The organism is Sinorhizobium arboris LMG 14919, assembly GCF_000427465.1.
Lineage (GTDB): Bacteria > Pseudomonadota > Alphaproteobacteria > Rhizobiales > Rhizobiaceae > Sinorhizobium > Sinorhizobium arboris.
The window spans coordinates 80,105-97,991 of sequence record NZ_KE386497.1 but is presented as its reverse complement, the minus strand read 5'-3'; the positions used below and the strand labels follow the sequence as shown (position 1 = coordinate 97,991).

The window sequence follows — 17,887 nt, the reverse complement described above, 5'->3', positions numbered from 1 at the left end:
CAGGTGGCATGTGAACATGCCTCGCTGCCAGACGGCACGGAGGTGGCAATTGGAACGCCTGACTGAGTTTGGGCCGCTGGGATACGATCCTTCGCCCTCCACTGATAGGCGTCAGCGCCTCTAGCTCGGCAGCCGCCGCGAGAGCAATGTGTAGGGTTTCAAACAGTCGCTTCGACACCTTTGTCGGGCAAGCGACACAGGCTTGTTGACCAGCCCTTTTTGCCCCTGGCTAAATGTCTGACAGTAGGTAACAAATTTCCTTTTTAGCTCGAGCAGCCAACTGGCACGAGTCTTGAAGGCATTCCACTGAGGCGGCGAAAGCTGCCGATCGGTAGGGTGCCAATGAAGGAAAGTACCATGGCAGATCTCTGTCAGATCGCATTCTGCTGGTAGGAGGGCATCGGCGCATGCACCAACAGCCAACATACGCTCGTCGCCGTCGTCGGCCTCGGATCGAAGGTCCATATCTTCGGGATCAACGCGAGAGCCGAGCCCCGCCGCCTGATCCTGAACCCAAAGGCGCAGGACCGCGCGGCAGCGCTGGACAATCCCGATCACCGGCGATTCCGATCCGGACGTGCTGCGGAAGCTCAATACCTGCTACACCGCTGTCGCGCTGGCAATCGAAGCGCGCGCCGGTTGGTGGCTTCGCCTATGGCCCACGCGGAATCCGGGGTGCGCGCTTCTCACGACCGGACCCGATCGTATTCATGAAAATACTGCGCGAGTCCACCGGTTGGGCTTCCATAAGCCTCGGAAGCTCGCCGGAGACCGGTGCGAAACTGGTCGACAATGCGATCACCGCCATCCGTGCGTATCCCGAAGTGGCGCGAGTGACGGTCGACCTAGCCTATGATGAACCGCCGGCCCCCCGTCCCCGGGGGCCGACGTCAGGCAGCGGGGCCACTCCTCCCCCATGCCCCCACCGGTCCCGCTGCCGCGACCGTTCCAAAGGGCGAGGCTCGAAAAATACCTCGGCAAGCTATTGCAATTGGCCACCGATGATCAGCAACCGCCCCCGATAAGCTGGGGCAGGCGGACGAGACCGGTTTCGACGGATGATGTCATGTCAGATCTTCGAAGACATACCAGGATTTTCGCGGGTGACCGGTGTGGAGAGAGAGCGCCTGCGTTGGAGAACTAACGATGACAAGTCATTTCTTTACCCGCGACGGCTCCACATGGATGCCGGAATATCTGACGGCTATCGATGGCATGACCTGCATTGGTTGCGGCCGCTGCTTCAAGGTCTGCTCGCGCCAGGTCATGCACTTGCACGGCATCGACGAATCCGGTGAAATCCTCGGTGTCTGCGATGGAGAGGACGACGACTTCGATGGCGAACTCAGTCGTATGATCATGGTCGTCGACCAGCCCGGACGGTGCATCGGCTGCGGAGCATGCGCCCGCGTTTGCCCGAAAAACTGCCAGACCCACGTCGCGGCTGACAAGACTGTTGCTTGAGCTGACGGACCAACCGGGAGAACGGCGTTGCCCTTCAGAATCTTTTCTCGAGTCCTGCGATTGGTCCTGTGCGCCAACGCTCTAATGGTCTACTTCGTCTCGCATTCGATGCGCAGAGTAATCATTACAACATTCGGTACTTCGCTGTTTCTTCAAGTTGCCTACTTCGGAAGCGTACTTTTTCTGGTTTGGCGGGCTAGGTGCAATCGGAGAGCTGTCGAAAGGACCAGGCAAAGAAGGTGTGACTCTGACCATTCCTGATGCGCATGGCTGGGAACGCATTTTGCATGATTGGGGGCGGTTAGCTCGCATTAGCATTGGACGGCACCCGAAGGACACATGGATAGGCGAGCAAAGGTACCTTAAGAATGAGGACTGAACGATGGCGACACTATCGGATCCCACGGTTACTTCGGTTCTGGGCGACAACAAGGCCGTTGCCACTCCTTTCATCAAATGCCTGGTGCGGTTAATTCGCGCTCAGGATTCCTACGGGTCATGGAAGGAAAAGTGCGACACTGACCTGCTCGCCTACTTTACCGTCCCTGAGGAAAAGCGCTGTACCATTCCAATCATAGGCGATCCTGATCCGGGCGTTCTGTGGAGGCTCGATGTCTTTTACCGGGCCGTCGGTATCGCGATCGAAGAGCGCTCCGGCTTGCTGGTATTGAGAACCATGGAAATCAATCATGGCGGCTTCGGCCGCGTGCTTTTTACGACCAGACGGCTCGTCGTTCTGTCGAAAACCCTGCGTGACATTCACCGATTTGGCTTCAGTACTCTTCGCAAACTCGCTAAGACGGGCGCGAAGCTGGTCAACGATGCGGCCCGTGTCATCGAAGCTTATCCGGACGTGGCACGGGCGTAAATGGAGCCTATGTTCACGGCAGAGTATGAAACCCTCAAGAATGCGGTTCGAAGCTGCAGTCGCACGCTGGAACCGCAAAGATGGAATCGCACGAACCATGCCTTTCCCGACCGGCCAGAGCGAGATCATAGCCATCGGCCGAGAAAAACGTCCGGTCAGTTAGGCCTGTCGACCTGACCATTCAGCAGAAAACCAGGAGAACCGCAGTGCCGTTCAGGAACTTTCCTCACATCTTTTGCTTGCTCCTGTGCACGAATGCTCTCGCTATCTATGTGGTCTCACATCCTGTTCGCAGCTTGTTTGTCGTGACGCTCGCTCATTCGCTGCTTCTGCAAATAGCTTATATCGGAAGCGTCTTCTTTCTGGTCTGTTTATCTGCGCTCGCAGAGATGTCCAAAGCACTAAGCGTTTTCGGTCTTTTTAACGACGCGCCATCCCGACCTCGGCAGCAGTTAATCGCAGATTGCTGCGGGAACTGGAATGCTTGATTTGAAGACTGCAAAGAGAAAGGCAAGGCCTGGCGGATTGTCACCCCCCAAGCCCGGCCCGCATGGGCCAAAGTCGACGGAGAAGGGGATGGAAAAGGGCATCTGGCGCGTCGGAGCGCCTGCATCAGCGAGCAACTCATCGGACTCTAATGAATGCCATCGACCAACGGTCATAGAGACTGCGGCGTTATTTCCACTTGGCCCGGGGGGGTGCTCAATCTGATTGACACGCTGTGTCGTAATGATCTCGACTTGGACGTTTTTATCGGTGAAGCCGGTTCCATACGGTGTGCACCATGAGTATTGGACTGGAGGAGGAGTTCCGGATCGCTACTACGAGCCTGTTCCGCGGACCAGGCATTCCGGAGATCGAACATCACGTCGATTGACGCTGGCGCGCGCCGAGTTACGCCAGGTCCCGCGTCGGATTGAAAAGTGACGCGCAGGCCTACCTCGACCTAGTGAAGGGACGACGTCGACATTCCGCCGCGTAGTGACTGCCTGCATTAAACGCAATTGAAGTGAAACTCGCCAGCGGCGGTGACCTAGCACCAGCGTACTGTGCAATCGTTCAAGTCTGAATCAATCGAAGAACCCATTTAGTGTGATGGCGGGCGAGGAGTGTCCTTCCGTAGCGTAATTCACCTTACAGCGCGCAGCCCCATGGCACGATCGATAAAATGCACCCTCGAATGCGTTTGGATTCAGGGCGTCCCGACGGGCTTATTCGAAGCAGCTATGCGGGCAGCCTCCTGTAGCAGGATTTCCCGCATCCAGATGCTTGCCTGATCCCTGTCGTGGAGGGCGGGCCACTGGACAGCCATGGTGAATGCTGAAACTGGCAGCGGAAGCTCCACAATCCGTAAGGGCATTGTCTTTGCGAAATGGCGAGCGAGCCGCAAGGGTATGGTCGCTATTCGGTTGGTGCCCGATAGCAGCGGCGGGATCAAGCTAAAAGCTGGCGCGACGACCTCGATGCGTTTCTCGATAACGTGCCTGAGCAATAACGATTCTTCGATGGAGGGCGCCAGCGCGCTCCCGAACTTGGCTACAACATGCCCCATCGACATGTATCTTTCGAAGGAAAGTTGCTGCGAGAGTTGCTGGTTCGTGGGGCACCCCACGCAGACGAGTGTCTCGTCGAAGAGTGTCGCTTGGGGATACACGTTCGACATAAACAGTTCCGGGACGATGAGGAAATCGATTTCACCACGTCGGAGTAATTCATCGGGATCATCATCGGGAGACAGCAATTCGAAGCCAACGGCGGGAGCCTCCCGCGCCACACGCTCTACAACCTTCTCGAAGAAGATATGCGTCATGAAATCGGACAGAATGATCCTAAAACGCCGCTGCGATATGGCCGGGTTGAAGATGTCCCAGGAAATGATGGAAAACTGAATATGCGAGAGTGCGTCGCGAACTGCAGGGGCAAGCGCTTCCGCACGCGGTGTTGGGATAAGTTCGCGGCCCCGCATTGTAAACAGCTCATCGCCGAAAAAGGCGCGTAGCCGGGCGAGGGCGGAACTCATGGCCGGTTGACTGAGAGTGATGCTGCGTGCCGCTTCGGTGACGCTTCGTTTAGTCGTCAGAGCATCGAACGCAACAAGGAGATTGAGATCAAGGCCCTTAAAACGCATGCTTCGATGTATCCGCAGTACGGATGTTTGACATCCAAATAGTAAACTCCATTGCCGAATCGGCATCGTCGGCTGGGGTTCTCGGGGCCCGCCACGGATCTCCATGCAACGACAAAAGAGAGCAGGCCATGGGTCGCTTGCCCTGCCTGAGGCAGGCAAGATGATGTACAACGGTAGACATCAATGCGCGACTGAGCTGATCTCTACACTGCGAAATGCCGAGACGCGCAGACTTTGACATCGGGTCGGCTTCCGCGCGCACCAGGGAGCATCGATCGCAACGTGACCGCGCCACTTTGCGTGCAGCAGCCGCCTGTCGTCGACCATTTCACCGTTCAAACTGCGATGAGGGCACAACGCACTAAGCATCCACACTTCGCCGGCAGAGCGCGGTGGCGCCGCCGCCACCTTCGCGTCGGCAGTGTGCTGCCTGGGTCGGATCATCTTGGTTGGACGTGCCGCGGACATCAATGGCATCTCTCCGATAGTTGAAGGAATTGGAACTAATACTGCCCGCCGCCCTTTCCTCGCCATGCAAACTGAGTATCTCATCATGCGCTTCGGATATCGTTGAGGAACTCGTTCCGAGGGAGTGCAACGAAGCGGCGCCCGCTCTGTGGTCACCAAAGCCGAATTGCGGACTGCCACGAGCCGGATGACGGCAATGTAGGTTTATCAACATCAGAGGTGAGGCGCTATTTACGCGCTGCTCACCTGCCGTTGAGCAAACGAGCAGATTTGATCACTAGAGCATTGATACGCGTACTATCCATGGCGTGAATGCTAGCCATGCGAAAAGTCAATTTTCCCACTCTTGGGGAATTCGATAGAGAAGGACTGGTGATACGCAGGCGTAAGTGGAAGTTCAGACACGCCAGCTCCAGGAGGAACGGTTGTGATGAACGCCCGCGCAATGGCGGGGCCGCGCTGGCGCCCTTGAACACTCATAGTGGCCAAAGCGCGTCCATCCAACTCGCAATTCGTGATTCTACACGAGACAAAGGAAGTTCTTTCATCCCTCTCAGAGGGCCCTAGGATTTGGCCCTAGAACATCAGTCTCCGAGGAGAATAAATCATGGATCAACCTGCTTGGAAGGGATCACTTGCGATCATCGGTGAAGATGATGCCGCGCAGCAACGGCAGATGCCGAACCTGGCATCAATCGACCTAAACCTGCTGGTGGAGCTTGAAGCGCTACTGCAGTACCGCAACGTCACGCATGCGGCCCAACATGTCGGCCGAAGTCAACCGGCAATGAGCCGAGCGTTGTCAAGGCTGCGTGGCATGTTCGGTGACGATCTTTTGGTTCGCGGCTCGAGCGGCTTGGTTCGGACGCCGCAGGCCGAACGCTTGGCCAAAATGCTGCCCTCGGTGTTGAAGGCGATCCGCGACATGCTAACCCGCAGCTTTGCCCGGAGCGACACGCGCTGGAAGGCAACAATCGCGATGCCCGATCATCAAGCGCTGATAGTGCTGCCGCGTCTTTTGCCGCGTCTGCACGAGTGCGCGCCTCATCTAGACATTGTTACCGATCCGCTCTTGGAGGGTGCACTGCGCCGACTTGAGCAAGGTGACATCGATTTGGCTGTCGGGCAGATCGGTACGGCACCTCCCGGCTTCTTGCGGCGAAAGCTCTACGCCGACCGCTTTGCTTGCCTGCTTCGCCATGACCACCCAGCTCTGGAGCAAGAATGGAGTATCGGGACCTTTGCTGCGTTGCGCCACGCCTCCATCGTCTCCGACTCCAATGACCGATTTGGTCAGGTCTATGACGGGCTGATCAAGCTGGGACTATCGGATCGCCATCCAATAGTGGTCTCCAATTTGCTGACAGCGGCTGTGGTGATCGCGGCAACCGACTTAGTGCTAGTCGTACCGCATCGCGTTGCAAGCCGGATCGCCGCCATGCTGCCGCTCACGGTTATCGATCCCCCCGTGGAGCTGGCGCCCTACGACGTTGCATTGATCTGGCACGAGCGTTCACATCGCGACCTGGAACATCGTTGGCTCCGCCACGAAATAGCTGCGGCAGCAAGGGCCCGGCCGGAGCGGCCGAACACGAAATCAAACGCGGCCGAGACTGAGTGAGGAGGGCGTGCCTCGGCCGCGGGCGCACCCGTTGCTAGTGGTTAGGATCTGAGTGCCCGAGACGTCTCTGCCTGGACGTAGGGCTGAGCCATTCATTGACGGGATCGCACCTTTAATCCAGCCGAGCGCTCGTCCACACTTCGCCCGCTTCGCTCGCGGTGTGGTCGGATTCTGTGCTCTCTCGCGGTTAACCCATCCTCTCTTGTAGAACCAGGAACGGCCGCGAGTGGCGAGGTCGCGACCCCCGTGTCGAGTGGAATGGTCAGCGAGAATGTCTTCTTCTGCCACACGGTCATTCGAATAAGCGATGATCCGCACATCCGCCTGCCGCCGTAGTGCTGATCATCCCGGCTCATGCCGGAGAGCACGGCGACCAATGTCGGCTGCTACACCATTTCACGGGACAGGATCGCTCACTTGAGAAAGAGCTTACTTCCCACGAACTCCTCCATTCCTCTCCAGCACATTTTCATCGATGAAGACCATCAGGCGGGGTGATCTGGCTGGACATCCAACCAGGCCTGACGTTCCTCAGGATATCCGGTAGGCTCTGGTCTCATCCGCCCGGCTCTCCCTAGCGCCTTAGCTCTGGCGTCACCACACTCGGGTGTTGGCCAGCGGCTCACGCTGACTGCACTGACACCGAAGCATGCCGCTTCGCGACATCTCGCTGCCGCAGCTACCGCCGTGAGGACGAGCTCCCCAAAATCAATCGATAAAGCTATTCGACATGCCTGCCCGCCTCCATCGCAGATGCGGCAATCCAATCAGACCGCCGAACCAACGGGCGACGTACATTGTGAGTGCATCCGTCATATGGATGCCTTCCATCAAAACAAACCGTTTCGCTGATTACGCCGGCTGAGGCTATGAAAGAAAGGCCCGGGTGGCATCGGGAGACCATAGCACAAGGAGAGCACCATCCGTGATAGAGATGGCCTTCAACAAAACTTCGACTTTTGAACCACGTCCCGTTAACGATGGTTTGACACTGCGGGATCCCAGCCCATTGACCGGCATCGCGCCTCCGCCTCCTGCGTCTCCTACGACCGTTTTCGGTACGTCAGCCGACAACTTTCTCGCGGGCACCACGAAAAATGAAAGGATCTACGGCTTAGGCGGCTTCGATACCATTCGTGGCCGCGAAGGCAATGATCAAGCTTACCGTGGCAAAGGCAACGATAAAATTTTTGGCGGAGTCGGGAACGATTACCTTTCTGGATACCAAGAGATCGATCAGGTGTCCAACACGGGCCAGGGTCCGATCCGTTTGGCCGGTGACGACGACCTCCTCGATGGAGGTGACGGCACCGACACCCTCGTCGCCGGCGACGGCAAGGATAGACTGATCGGCGGCAGAGATGACGATATGTTCCAGTTCCAATGGCATGACCCGAAGTCCAAAGGGGACAGGGGGCCGGGCCAAGCCACTGTCGTGGATTTCGACCCGGCAGAAGATGCTTTCGCCTTCATTACAGGGACGCACCAGGGAGGCAACTTTATCGCTCACAACAAGCCCGGCGCCACAGTCGTAGATACCTTCTATAGCGGCCCGGCAGCGGGTGCTAAAGGCGAGCACGTTATGGTGATCACCGACCGCGGTTTCGATTCTGGCCTTCACGCTGCGACTGCGATCTCGGGCGAGGCAACCGGCGATATTATTGCCTATTACAAGCGAGACGGAAAGCGCCAAGCTGGCCTACGTCACGGATGAGAACAGCTTAAGCGAGTTCGCGGAAGTGTCCAGCTTTCACAGCGCAGCCGATCTGGCCCAGCTGAGCGCCTCGGACTTCATCTACATCTAATTTGGCAAGCTGATCCTGAACCGCGCCGCTGCGACAAGAAAGCGGTTTGAGCCATAGCAACGAAAGACGCTAAGGTGAATCGCCGCGACGGGCAGGGGCCGCAAAACTAGGTTCGATTGGAGAGAACATGCTAGAAAAATTTGAGCGCTACCCGCTCACCTTTGGACCGACGCCTATTGAAAAGCTTGATCGCCTCGGTAAACACCTTGGAGATAAAGTCGAGATCTACGCCAAGCGCGAGGACTGCAACTCAGGTCTTGCATTTGGTGGAAACAAGCTCCGCAAGCTCGAATATATCATTCCGGAGGCGATCGCCTCCAAGGCAGACACCCTCGTTTCTATCGGCGGCGTACAGTCGAACCACACGCGGATGGTTGCCGCCGTCGCCGCCAAGATCGGCATGAAATGCCTCCTGGTGCAGGAGAGCTGGGTGCCGCATGAGGACGCCGTCTATGATCGGGTCGGCAACATTTTGTTGAGCCGCCTCATGGGCGCAGAGGTGCGCCTTGTCGACGGGGGCTTTGACATTGGTATCCGACACAGTTGGGAACAGGCGCTAGCGGACGTTAAATCAAGAGGTGGCACGCCTTATGCAATCCCTGCTGGGGCTTCCGTTCACAATTATGGCGGCCTCGGCTACGTAGGGTTCGCGGAGGAGGTGCGCGCTCAGGAGAAGCAACTTGGGTTTGCCTTCGACTACGTTGTATTATGCACCGTCACCGGGTCGACCCATGCCGGCATGCTCGTCGGATTCGCCAAAGACGGCCGACAGCGCAACGTGATTGGTATCGATGCCTCGGCTACTCCCGCCCAAACCAAGGCGCAAGTACTAAGCATTGCCCGGCATACAGCAAATCTGGTCGACCTAGGAATGGAAATCGTTGAGGACGATGTGGTCTTGCTCGAGGAGTATGCACACCCGTGTTATGGCATTCCGTCCGAGGAAACGAAGGAGGCTATTCGCCTGTGTGCACGGCTTGAGGGCATCATTACTGATCCGGTCTACGAGGGTAAATCGATGCAGGGAATGGTCGATCTCATCAAGAAAGGCTTCTTCCCAGAAGGATCGCGGGTTCTCTACGCACATCTCGGTGGTGCGCCAGCTATCAATGGCTACAGCTATACGTTTCGCGAAGGCTGACGCCGCGTTGGGACGTGATCGCCGCGGCGTTCGATACGATTATCAAAGAACAGGAACATCCGCCGCGGCAATCCTTGCGCCAATGCCGAAAAGCTTCATGAGAACGAAGAAGGTCGAGGGAGCCTATCCGATAGCCTTCGAAACCTTCGAAGAGATCACGGAGCACCTTCCCCACTTCCTTTAGGAGGCCTACACAAATGACGGCTTCATTCAGGCGCTCGGCTACCTGAGCCTTAACAGTTCGTGGCTCACGAATCGGCAGCCTGATCATCCTCCCCAGCCTTCAAAGACCGGGGCATTCATCGGGACGACAAATCCAATCCTTACTGACATATGCGTCTTTATCACTCCCTTCGCCGGTGAACCGACATCAAGATGTTTGGATGAGGCCGCAGCGTGACCTTCATCACGCGCCGCGGCGGGGTGTCGGTACAGTTATTCAACTTGAAGGACTGAAGCAGGACAGCAAGCACGGCAACGGCTTCCATAAGAGCGAAGGCGTTGCCAATGCAAACGCGTGGCCCCGCACCAAAGGGCATATATGCATATCGGTGGCGGGTGCGGGCGTTTTCCGGCTCGAACCGCGTAGGATCGAAGCTTTCTGGATCCCGCCACAGGTCAGGTTTACGGTGCACTGCATAGATGGGGATGAAAAAGACCGTACCCTCGGGGATCAGGTACCGGTCAAGCCGAAAATCTTCGATTGCCGTCCGCGTGATGATCGGCGCTGGCGGAAAGAGGCGCATGGCCTCCGAAAACACCTGCTTCGTATAGACGAGGTGCGCCAGATGTTCGGGGAGGACTGGCCCGCCTCCAGTAACGTGCGTAATCTCCCTCACGACCTTCGCCTCATCTTCCGGATGCCGGCCGAGAAGGTGAAGTGTCCAAGCCAGACCGAGCGCTGTCGTCTCATGACCCGCAGTGATGAAGGTCATCAGGTTATCAACGATCTCCTCGTCGCTCATTCTACGGCCGGATTCCGGGTCAGACGCCATCAACATCATGGAGACGAGGTCATGCCTTTCATTCGGTTGCTGTCGGCGCTTCGCGATCACCGCCGCTAGGCTCGCCCGGAGAAAAGCGACGGCAGAGCGTGCTTTCGTGCGGCCTGGATACGGCAGCCACTCGGGTGCGCCAATCATCCCAAAAGCGAATGTCCAACCACTCGGTTCAAGAAAATCCGTTACGCTCCGCTCGACGCGAGCGACATCGATGCCGTGCCCGCCCGACATCATCGTATCGACAATGATGCCGAAGGTCGTGCGCATCATCTCATGGCCCACGTCCAGAACTTCGCCGCGCCGCCGAAGCCAGCGGGCTTTGGTTTCTTCAGCGGCGGCGATCATCGCAGGCTGGAGTTCAAGAAGCCTTTCGTGCCGGAAAGCGGCGGCCACCGACTGTCGCTGCCATTTCCAGTGCGCACCGTCGCCAGTTAGCAAACCTCGGCCTAACGCAGGCCCCAGCGTGCGCCTAATATGCTCGCCCTTGCTAAGGCGGTCCGCATTCTCCACAAGCGTCTCGTGGATAAGGACCGGGTCGGTCAGATACACCTGCAGATTGCCCAACCGCCCGGTAAAGACAATGGGCTCCTTGAACACGGCCGGAGGCAGTGCGTCCAGCGGATTCTTGATCATGGCCAGGAATGCCTTGGCGGTCGAGTGCTTCGTCACCGGAAACGGTGGTGCCCGATCAATGCTCGCATCCATCAAGAAGCTCCTTAGGTGACACCATCTCCTGCATTCGTCGCAGGGCGCTGCAGTCGTCTCCAGGTCGTCCGTTTCAGTTGAGATCGTTTATGTCTTTGAGCGTCTCACCAGGCGTCCTGCACGATGATGAGCGTAAGGGCGACAGGCGGCATCACTTCACGACGATTCTAACAGATTCACGGGAATGTGGCGCGGGCATGATCTCAGCAACTGCGATAAGGAGTTGACACGACAACGATTTCGCATCCATACGCACGCGTCTTTGATCCAGATCATTTGAACAGAAAAAAGGCACCTCTCAGGGAAGTCTCGCGCTGCGTCACGTGGGATCGGCGATGACTCAATGCTCGCCAGGACTCAGGCCTTCAAAACGCATGGACGCGCTTGTCTTCCACCTCCACTATGAACATGTCAGCAAAACCCGCAGACTCAGCTTTGCAGCAGAAAAACCAGCGTGCGGTACCACTCGCCTCAGGAGGCATAGTAGGTTCTCAAGCGTTTAGTGGTCATGCTCAACTAGTCCCGAGGCCGCGGCGGTCAAAACTCCCACCGCCAGGGTGACTTCTGGCCGTTCTAAAGGAAGCGCAGCCATGGCGGCTACAATCCAGAAAGCTGACTCGAGAGTCTAGGTGCCGAGCCCGTCGCTGCTAGGCCCACTTTTGGCAACCAGGTGTGAAACAGCTCAAACTGGCTGCCATTGTCCGACCTACGACAATGTCGGGATGCTTACATGGCCGGTTCGATCGATAAGCCTGTATTTAAACCGTTTTTCGTTCGGCACGCACGTTGCTCTGCAGACGCGTTATCAACGACGATAATCGTGCGGAGAATGTCTAGATGTCAGCACAATGCTTTATGCAGAGGCCTGCGCCCGGCCACCTTACCGCAGCACGTTCCAGGTGCAGACGAAGGAAGAGGCGGTACTCGCGAAGCAACGTTCGAGCCAAGACTGCACAGGCGCTTTTGCCCTGGTGGCGGATGAACCATGCGCGACTGGTTTCGCGCATACGTGCATTTGCCCTGAGTATGGTCGCGTTGCAACCTCTGATGACCTCGGAAGTGGCGGCGGTCGAGGTCCCGCGTCCCGAAGCCGAGATTGCAAATTTCATGCTGACCAACGGCATGGAGGTGGTCGTCATACCCGATCACCGGGCGCCCATCGTCACGCAGATGGTCTGGTACAAGGTCGGCAGCGCCGATGAGCCACCCGGCAAATCCGGCATCGCTCATTTCCTGGAGCATCTGATGTTCAAGGGCACGAAGAAGCATCCGCCAGGCGAGTTTGGCGCAAAGGTCGCGGAGATCGGCGGTGAGGAGAACGCCTTCACGTCATCCGACTACACCGCCTACTATCAGACCGTCACGCCGGAAGCGCTCGGAACAATGATGGAATTTGAAGCTGACCGGATGCGCCATCTCGCACTCACCGACGCAGTGATCTTGCCCGAGCGCGATGTCATTCTTGAGGAGCGGCGCTGGCGCGTCGAGAACAATCCGGAGCAGCTTCTGGAGGAGGAGATGCAGGCAACCCTGTATCAGAACCATCCTTACCGCATCCCGACGCTCGGCTGGATGCACGAAATGGAACAGCTTAATTGCGGGGACGCCCTGGCGTTCTACGATCGCTACTATGCCCCGAACAACGCCGTCTTGGTCGTGGCTGGCGACGTGGACGCCGGGACGGTGTGGCGGCTAGCTGACAAGACTTTCGGCGCCCTGCCGCGCGGTCAAGACCTTCCGGAGCGGGTAAGGCCACGGGAGCCGGAGCAGAACACTAAACGGACCGTGGTACTCACTGATCGGCGCGTGACCGTGCCGACCTACGAAAAGTCATGGGTGACGACGTCCTATGGAACGGCCGAGCCGGGCGAAGCGGAAGCGCTCGATATCCTGTCGGAGATTCTCGGCGGAGGAAACCGCAGCCGGATCTATCAGCAATTGGTGGTTAAACAGGGAATAGCCTCCTCGGGCGGCGCCTATTTCAACGGAAGGTCGCTCGATCCGTCGAGCTTCACGCTTTATGGCTCGCCGCGGGGCGAAGCGAAGATCGAGGCGGTGGAGGACGCGATCGACGCTGAAGTTCGGAAAATCATCGAGTACGGCGTTACCGATGTCGAGCTCGAGAAGGCCAAAAACCGCTTGGTGCGCTCCATGGTCTTCGCACGCGACAGCCAGTTGGGAATGGCCAATATTTACGGGGCGGCGCTTGCAACCGGTAATACCGCGTACGACGTGGACGAATGGCCGTTAAGAATCCGCGCCGTAGCGGCGGCAGAGGTTCAGGCGGTTGCCAGGAAATACCTTAACCCGGACCGGTCGGTCGCGGCATATCTGCTGCCCCGGAAAAGCGCTGCCGCAGGAGATAAAAGCCGATGATCATGTTCAACCGACAGCCAATCGGCGCCATACTAATAGTGGTCATGGCATACCTAATGGTGGGCCTTGCCGCGATGCCAGCTCTCGCGGGCATGGCCATTGAGGAGGTCAAGACATCGAGCGGGATAAAGGCGTGGTTGGTGCCGGATTATTCGCTACCGATCATCACCATTCGTTTTGCATTCCGGGGCGGCAGCGCGCAGGATCCGTCCGGTAAGGAAGGCCTTGTGAATCTGATGACTGGGTTGTTCGAGGAAGGGGCCGGTGACCTTGACAGCGATGCCTTCCAGGAGCGGCTGGACGATGCTGGCGCCGAGATGTTCTTCAAGGCCGGGCGCGATGCCGTCCATGGCTATATTCGAGTGCTTGCCGACCGCAAGGACGATGCGTTCGAACTTCTTCGGTTAGCAATCGAACAGCCGCGCTTCGACCAGGCGCCAGTGGACCGCATTCGCGCCCAAATCGTCTCCGGCATCATTGCGGAAGCCAATGATCCCGAAATGGCGGCACACGTCGCATGGATGAAGGCGATCTATGGCGATCATCCGTATTCGCGGCGGCCCGAGGGTACCGAGCAAACACTCGCCGCCGTCAAGACCTCCGATCTGAAGGCGCTTCATAAGCGGATTTTGGCGCGCAGCAATCTGACCATTGCCGCGGTGGGAGCGATCGATCCCGGCACCCTCAAGCGCGATCTGGATCATATATTCGGCGGACTGCCTGCTACCTCCTCCCTGACGCCGGTTGCGGACATGGTGCCTAAGCTAGGGCGGGCAATTCGAGTCCCGTATGACTTACCTCAGGAGCAATTGAGCCTGGCTTACCCGGGAATCAGCCGCAAAGACCCGCAATTCTTCGCAGCCTATCTCATGAACCAAATCCTCGGCGGAGACTCGTTCACGTCCAGGCTTTGGAATGAGGTGCGCGAGAAGCGAGGCCTCGCTTACGGCATCCACACCACCCTCGTGAACAACGATCATGCTTCGGCGCTCGTCATCAATACGGGGACCCGGCCAGATCGGGCCGCAGAGACGCTCTCCCTCATCCGCACCGAGGTCAGGCGAATGTCGGAGGAGGGCGTCAGCGAAGACGAGCTCAAGGCGGCGAAGAAAAAGCTCATCGGCGGCTATGCGATCGACAATCTGAACTCATCTAGTGCGATCGCCGCCACTTTGGTCGACATCCAACTGGAAGACCGTGGCATCAACTATGTCGAACGTCGCAAACAACTGATCCAGGCAGTCACTGTGGAGGACGTCCGGGCAGTCGCGAAACGGCTGCTCTCCGCCGACCCCACGGTCATGATCGTCGGACCGCCGCTCAAGGAAACGAAAGGCTGACCTTCTAGTGGAGGCCCGGCTGGTAGCGGCTGGGCCGACCTTTCCACCGCCGCCGACGGGGCCCGCCAGCTTATCCAGCCGACATGACCATTCGACCCTTGGATTGAGGGTCGTCACGTTAACGATGAAAGCAGCGAGCACACCGCCATATCGGTCTTAGATTTGCTCTACCGTCCTTTTGAGACGCTGATCCGTTCACTTCACATTCCCAGACAGCTGCCGGCAAAGCGGGCCATTTCCCACGTATGTTCCGTGCCGTGCTGCGACCAGCGCTATCCTTGCGGCCGACGCCGAGGGACAATCTGGGGCTTCTTAGTCATTGTGGACTGAGTGAGCGCGAAGGGTGCGGCAGGTTTCCTCGACGCGGACCGCCTTCGCTGACCAATCTCGGCTTTATGGTTTTCCCGGTACTGCCGCTCCTTATCGTCCTGGCCAATACGTTGAACTCTCAGACACCGGCGGCCTCCATGCAAGCCGCGATGAATAGCAGGTCTGATGCTCTCGTTTGATCTGTATGCAAGCTCGGTCGACTTACGCGCCGTTACCAAAGTGGCGGATATTAATTCGGCACCCCGATTCGCCCGGATCGTTTTCACGTGGCGACCCCGGTCCACACTCGGCGCCAGCGTCCGCACCCATGTTCCCGCGTTAGCCGTAGTGCGTGGACATCGAGCCGCTCACTCAGCAACGGCTTTGTCGTCTCCAGCACTTGCCGCTATCTCAGCAGTGCTCACCACCGGAGGGATACTCATTTCTCTCTGGCATAACGCGACTATGCACGCACGCACGGGAGGGGTTCGTTCACGCTCTTCGTTGGGGTAACGTCAAGATCACAATCAGGACCTAACTCACGATAATTGCCTGTGGAACGGCGGTACGGGCCTGCGCCTCAAGTGTGCCGGCGCCACCGGCGCGATGCACTCGAGCGCGGCCGCTCCTGCGACGCTGGACACATGCTGCCAAAGACAGTGTTTGACCTAGCAGTGGTCTACGAGTTACTCACGGACCTAACCCGCTAACGCGTGCCCGGTTGAGGCGTCATACAAATGTGCTTAGGGTAGCCGTCGCGGACGCACAGATGCCTCAATTGAGTTGCTGACTTTCAGTTGAGCTATGTCAAAGGAGTGTGTCAACAGATGTGGGACTCATATCATGGCTTCCGAAGAGCAAATAAGATCCCGGACTGAGGAGACGATTGTGTTGAGTGTTAACTCTAAAAGAAATAGAGGTAAGCCAAACTCTGTGGATGCCCATGTCGGCCGGCGAATTCGCCAGCGGCGTGTATGGCAGAACATGTCGCAGGCGACTCTCGGCGAAGCCATCGGGGTGACGTTTCAACAGGTCCAAAAATATGAAAAGGGCGTGAACCGCGTCGGCGCTGGCCGGCTCCAGCAGATTTCGAAGGCTCTGAAAGTGCAGCCTTCCTACTTCTTTGAAGGTAATCCTGACGAAGTCCAATCGGTCGGGCAGTCCGCCGAGATCCAGGTTAATATCCCGCCCGAAGTGATTGAATTCGCTGCAAGTGAGGAAGGGATCGATCTCATCAGAGCCTTTTCACGCGTGGGCGACCATGATGTACGCTGCCGAATCGTAATGCTGCTAAAGTCTCTGGCGAGCACGAGTGGTGATATATAATCGCCCTCCTCGGTGTGGAGGCAAGGTGCTCTCTAACGTCAGACCGGCACCGCCGCAGCAAGGAAATTAATCGGCCGGTCCATCTGAAACTCTCGCGCGTTCTTCAACGGGGCGCGCTTCCGTGTGCTTGAGGTGTCAGATGGCACTGAGACTGGTGCAATTAATCGATGATGGACTGCCAATGAATATGATGAGGCGACTGAAGCACACCTTAGAACTGATGCAACTGCCTCGGGTGCGATTTCCCTGGAAGAGTACCCCATCCATTGCCGCCGCCAGCCCACGCAGACCGGGACTCATAGCCAGTCACGCCAACACCCTAGGGACTTAAAGCCGAAGTTGCACGAGTCGGCACGCCGACGCTGTTATGCAATTGCAAGGGCCGCTGCCGGTCTCGCGATCTCGCACAAGATCCAAACGCGGTTTCACAAAGGCCCTCTTGGCGATGGCGTCATCAAGATCTGCTATGGTTACGACAACCTGGCGCAGGGCTTGGTGCATCCACAGCGCCGATGGTTGCCATACAAACAACCGATTTCTCGAATGTCGCCGAATGCTGCATAAACGCCAACAGCAGCTTTCGTGTGCGGCTGTTTCGTTCAGCTGGTTGATGAGGCGGCTCGACGACGACATGGGGCAGCCGGCGATAAGTGCGAACGCGCCTGTGCTGCTTGAGCTGTTGGATGATGCGAGTATGGGGAAGTTCCTAAACGAAGGGAGTGATCGGATGCCGGACCAGCCTTACGTGCACACAGACGTAATGAACAGCGATGGCGCAGACCTTCCGGTGAACGCGGACGGCCTGAAATGTGCTTTGCGCAGAATGAGCGGTGGCGTCAGCGTCATCACCACAGGGCAGGGCGAGGAACGTACCGGAGCAACCGTTACGTCGGCGACGGCCCTCTCTATCGAGCCTCCGTGCATGCTCGTTTCTCTCAATCGGACTTCCTCAACGTGGCCTGCCGTTGCGCGATTCGGCCATTTTTGCGTGAACATCCTGGGCCATGCTCACGAGTTACTCGCGAGCCAATTCGCCGGCCTAGGCGGGTTGACGGGCGCGGAACGTTACCGCGGTGCCAAGTGGACTCAACTCATCAGCGGGGCGCCCGTCCTTCAGGATGCGGCGGCGGCCATCGACTGCGAGCTTGAGGAGGCTATAGAAAGGCACAGCCATGTGATTGTGCTCGGCCGCGTGGTCGGCATTTGCATCGGGAACGGAGGTTCATTGGTTTATCGTGGCGGCCGGTATTTTGCATTTGCCGAGTAGGGTCATAGGCAAAGCCCACCCCCCGCACTGCACTTGTTTTCTTTTGGATTTCTTGTCTGCAGGAGTAT

Annotated in this window: 15 protein-coding genes; 12 read left to right on the top strand and 3 right to left on the bottom strand. The window is 57.7% G+C overall.

Annotated features, from left to right (window positions below):
* Positions 1–120: 120 nt before the first annotated feature.
* Positions 121–558 (bottom strand): hypothetical protein, encoded by a 438-nt coding sequence (locus SINAR_RS0129305; protein WP_028002394.1) that lies wholly within the window; start codon positions 556–558, stop codon positions 121–123.
* Between the two features lie 19 nt (positions 559–577).
* Here SINAR_RS0129305 and SINAR_RS1000000138545 point away from each other — a divergent pair, with 19 nt between their 5' ends.
* The 5 genes from SINAR_RS1000000138545 (at position 578) to SINAR_RS1000000138540 (ending at position 2,820) form a co-directional block, all read left to right on the top strand.
* Positions 578–856, top strand: a complete 279-nt coding sequence (locus SINAR_RS1000000138545; protein WP_419761336.1) for a hypothetical protein — start codon at positions 578–580, stop codon at positions 854–856.
* 290 nt (positions 857–1,146) lie between these two features.
* On the top strand, positions 1,147–1,464 hold the full coding sequence (gene fdxB, locus SINAR_RS0129300; RefSeq protein ID WP_028002393.1) for a ferredoxin III, nif-specific: 318 nt from the start codon (positions 1,147–1,149) through the stop codon (positions 1,462–1,464).
* A gap of 84 nt (positions 1,465–1,548) precedes the next feature.
* Complete coding sequence (locus SINAR_RS1000000135925) at positions 1,549–1,725, top strand: exopolysaccharide production repressor protein (RefSeq protein ID WP_272913712.1); 177 nt, start codon at positions 1,549–1,551, stop codon at positions 1,723–1,725.
* Between the two features lie 121 nt (positions 1,726–1,846).
* Positions 1,847–2,332 carry a NifX-associated nitrogen fixation protein gene (locus tag SINAR_RS0129295; RefSeq protein ID WP_028002392.1) on the top strand — a complete coding sequence of 162 codons (486 nt, stop codon included), beginning with the start codon at positions 1,847–1,849 and terminating at the stop codon, positions 2,330–2,332.
* A 206-nt stretch (positions 2,333–2,538) separates the two neighbouring features.
* Complete coding sequence (locus SINAR_RS1000000138540; RefSeq protein WP_084617807.1) at positions 2,539–2,820, top strand: exopolysaccharide production repressor protein; 282 nt, start codon at positions 2,539–2,541, stop codon at positions 2,818–2,820.
* Between the two features lie 704 nt (positions 2,821–3,524).
* On the opposite strand, the gene SINAR_RS0129285 is transcribed toward SINAR_RS1000000138540, so the two are convergent.
* Entirely contained in the window at positions 3,525–4,460 is a 936-nt protein-coding gene (locus SINAR_RS0129285) for a LysR family transcriptional regulator (RefSeq protein WP_028002391.1), read from the bottom strand.
* Positions 4,461–5,535: 1,075 nt separating this feature from the next.
* Between SINAR_RS0129285 and SINAR_RS0129280 the strand changes: the two genes are divergently transcribed.
* From SINAR_RS0129280 to SINAR_RS0129270, 3 genes are all read left to right on the top strand, one after another.
* Positions 5,536–6,549: a LysR family transcriptional regulator gene (locus tag SINAR_RS0129280; protein WP_028002390.1), complete on the top strand. Its 1,014-nt coding sequence runs from the start codon at positions 5,536–5,538 to the stop codon at positions 6,547–6,549.
* Between the two features lie 934 nt (positions 6,550–7,483).
* Entirely contained in the window at positions 7,484–8,263 is a 780-nt protein-coding gene (locus tag SINAR_RS1000000135910) for a calcium-binding protein (protein ID WP_234710718.1), read from the top strand.
* Positions 8,264–8,481: 218 nt separating this feature from the next.
* Complete coding sequence (locus SINAR_RS0129270; protein WP_028002389.1) at positions 8,482–9,495, top strand: 1-aminocyclopropane-1-carboxylate deaminase; 1,014 nt, start codon at positions 8,482–8,484, stop codon at positions 9,493–9,495.
* A 344-nt stretch (positions 9,496–9,839) separates the two neighbouring features.
* Here the strand turns inward: SINAR_RS0129270 and SINAR_RS0129260 are convergent, their stop codons facing one another.
* Positions 9,840–11,201, bottom strand: coding sequence for a cytochrome P450 (locus tag SINAR_RS0129260; RefSeq protein ID WP_028002388.1), 1,362 nt, complete (start codon positions 11,199–11,201; stop codon positions 9,840–9,842).
* Between the two features lie 1,047 nt (positions 11,202–12,248).
* Here SINAR_RS0129260 and SINAR_RS0129255 point away from each other — a divergent pair.
* The 4 genes from SINAR_RS0129255 to SINAR_RS0129240 all read left to right on the top strand — a co-directional run bounded on the left by SINAR_RS0129255 (position 12,249) and on the right by SINAR_RS0129240 (position 17,819).
* Positions 12,249–13,577: a M16 family metallopeptidase gene (locus tag SINAR_RS0129255; RefSeq protein ID WP_234710670.1), complete on the top strand. Its 1,329-nt coding sequence runs from the start codon at positions 12,249–12,251 to the stop codon at positions 13,575–13,577.
* Complete coding sequence (locus tag SINAR_RS0129250) at positions 13,574–14,917, top strand: M16 family metallopeptidase (RefSeq protein WP_028002386.1); 1,344 nt, start codon at positions 13,574–13,576, stop codon at positions 14,915–14,917. The genes SINAR_RS0129255 and SINAR_RS0129250 overlap by 4 nt, the downstream gene beginning before the upstream one ends.
* A 1,197-nt stretch (positions 14,918–16,114) precedes the next feature.
* Positions 16,115–16,552 (top strand): helix-turn-helix domain-containing protein, encoded by a 438-nt coding sequence (locus tag SINAR_RS0129245; protein WP_028002385.1) that lies wholly within the window; start codon positions 16,115–16,117, stop codon positions 16,550–16,552.
* Between the two features lie 760 nt (positions 16,553–17,312).
* Positions 17,313–17,819 (top strand): flavin reductase family protein, encoded by a 507-nt coding sequence (locus SINAR_RS0129240; RefSeq protein WP_234710717.1) that lies wholly within the window; start codon positions 17,313–17,315, stop codon positions 17,817–17,819.
* Positions 17,820–17,887 lie beyond the last annotated feature (68 nt).

Coding starts and splice junctions, on each gene's coding strand:
- fdxB (WP_028002393.1), top strand. CDS start 1,147: ATGACAAGTCATTTCTTTACCCGCGACGGCTCCACATGGATGCCGGAA.
- SINAR_RS1000000135925 (WP_272913712.1), top strand. CDS start 1,549: ATGGTCTACTTCGTCTCGCATTCGATGCGCAGAGTAATCATTACAACA.
- SINAR_RS0129295 (WP_028002392.1), top strand. CDS start 1,847: ATGGCGACACTATCGGATCCCACGGTTACTTCGGTTCTGGGCGACAAC.
- SINAR_RS0129285 (WP_028002391.1), bottom strand. CDS start 4,460: ATGCGTTTTAAGGGCCTTGATCTCAATCTCCTTGTTGCGTTCGATGCT.
- SINAR_RS0129280 (WP_028002390.1), top strand. CDS start 5,536: ATGGATCAACCTGCTTGGAAGGGATCACTTGCGATCATCGGTGAAGAT.
- SINAR_RS1000000135910 (WP_234710718.1), top strand. CDS start 7,484: ATGGCCTTCAACAAAACTTCGACTTTTGAACCACGTCCCGTTAACGAT.
- SINAR_RS0129270 (WP_028002389.1), top strand. CDS start 8,482: ATGCTAGAAAAATTTGAGCGCTACCCGCTCACCTTTGGACCGACGCCT.
- SINAR_RS0129260 (WP_028002388.1), bottom strand. CDS start 11,201: ATGGATGCGAGCATTGATCGGGCACCACCGTTTCCGGTGACGAAGCAC.
- SINAR_RS0129255 (WP_234710670.1), top strand. CDS start 12,249: ATGACCTCGGAAGTGGCGGCGGTCGAGGTCCCGCGTCCCGAAGCCGAG.
- SINAR_RS0129250 (WP_028002386.1), top strand. CDS start 13,574: ATGATCATGTTCAACCGACAGCCAATCGGCGCCATACTAATAGTGGTC.
- SINAR_RS0129240 (WP_234710717.1), top strand. CDS start 17,313: ATGAACAGCGATGGCGCAGACCTTCCGGTGAACGCGGACGGCCTGAAA.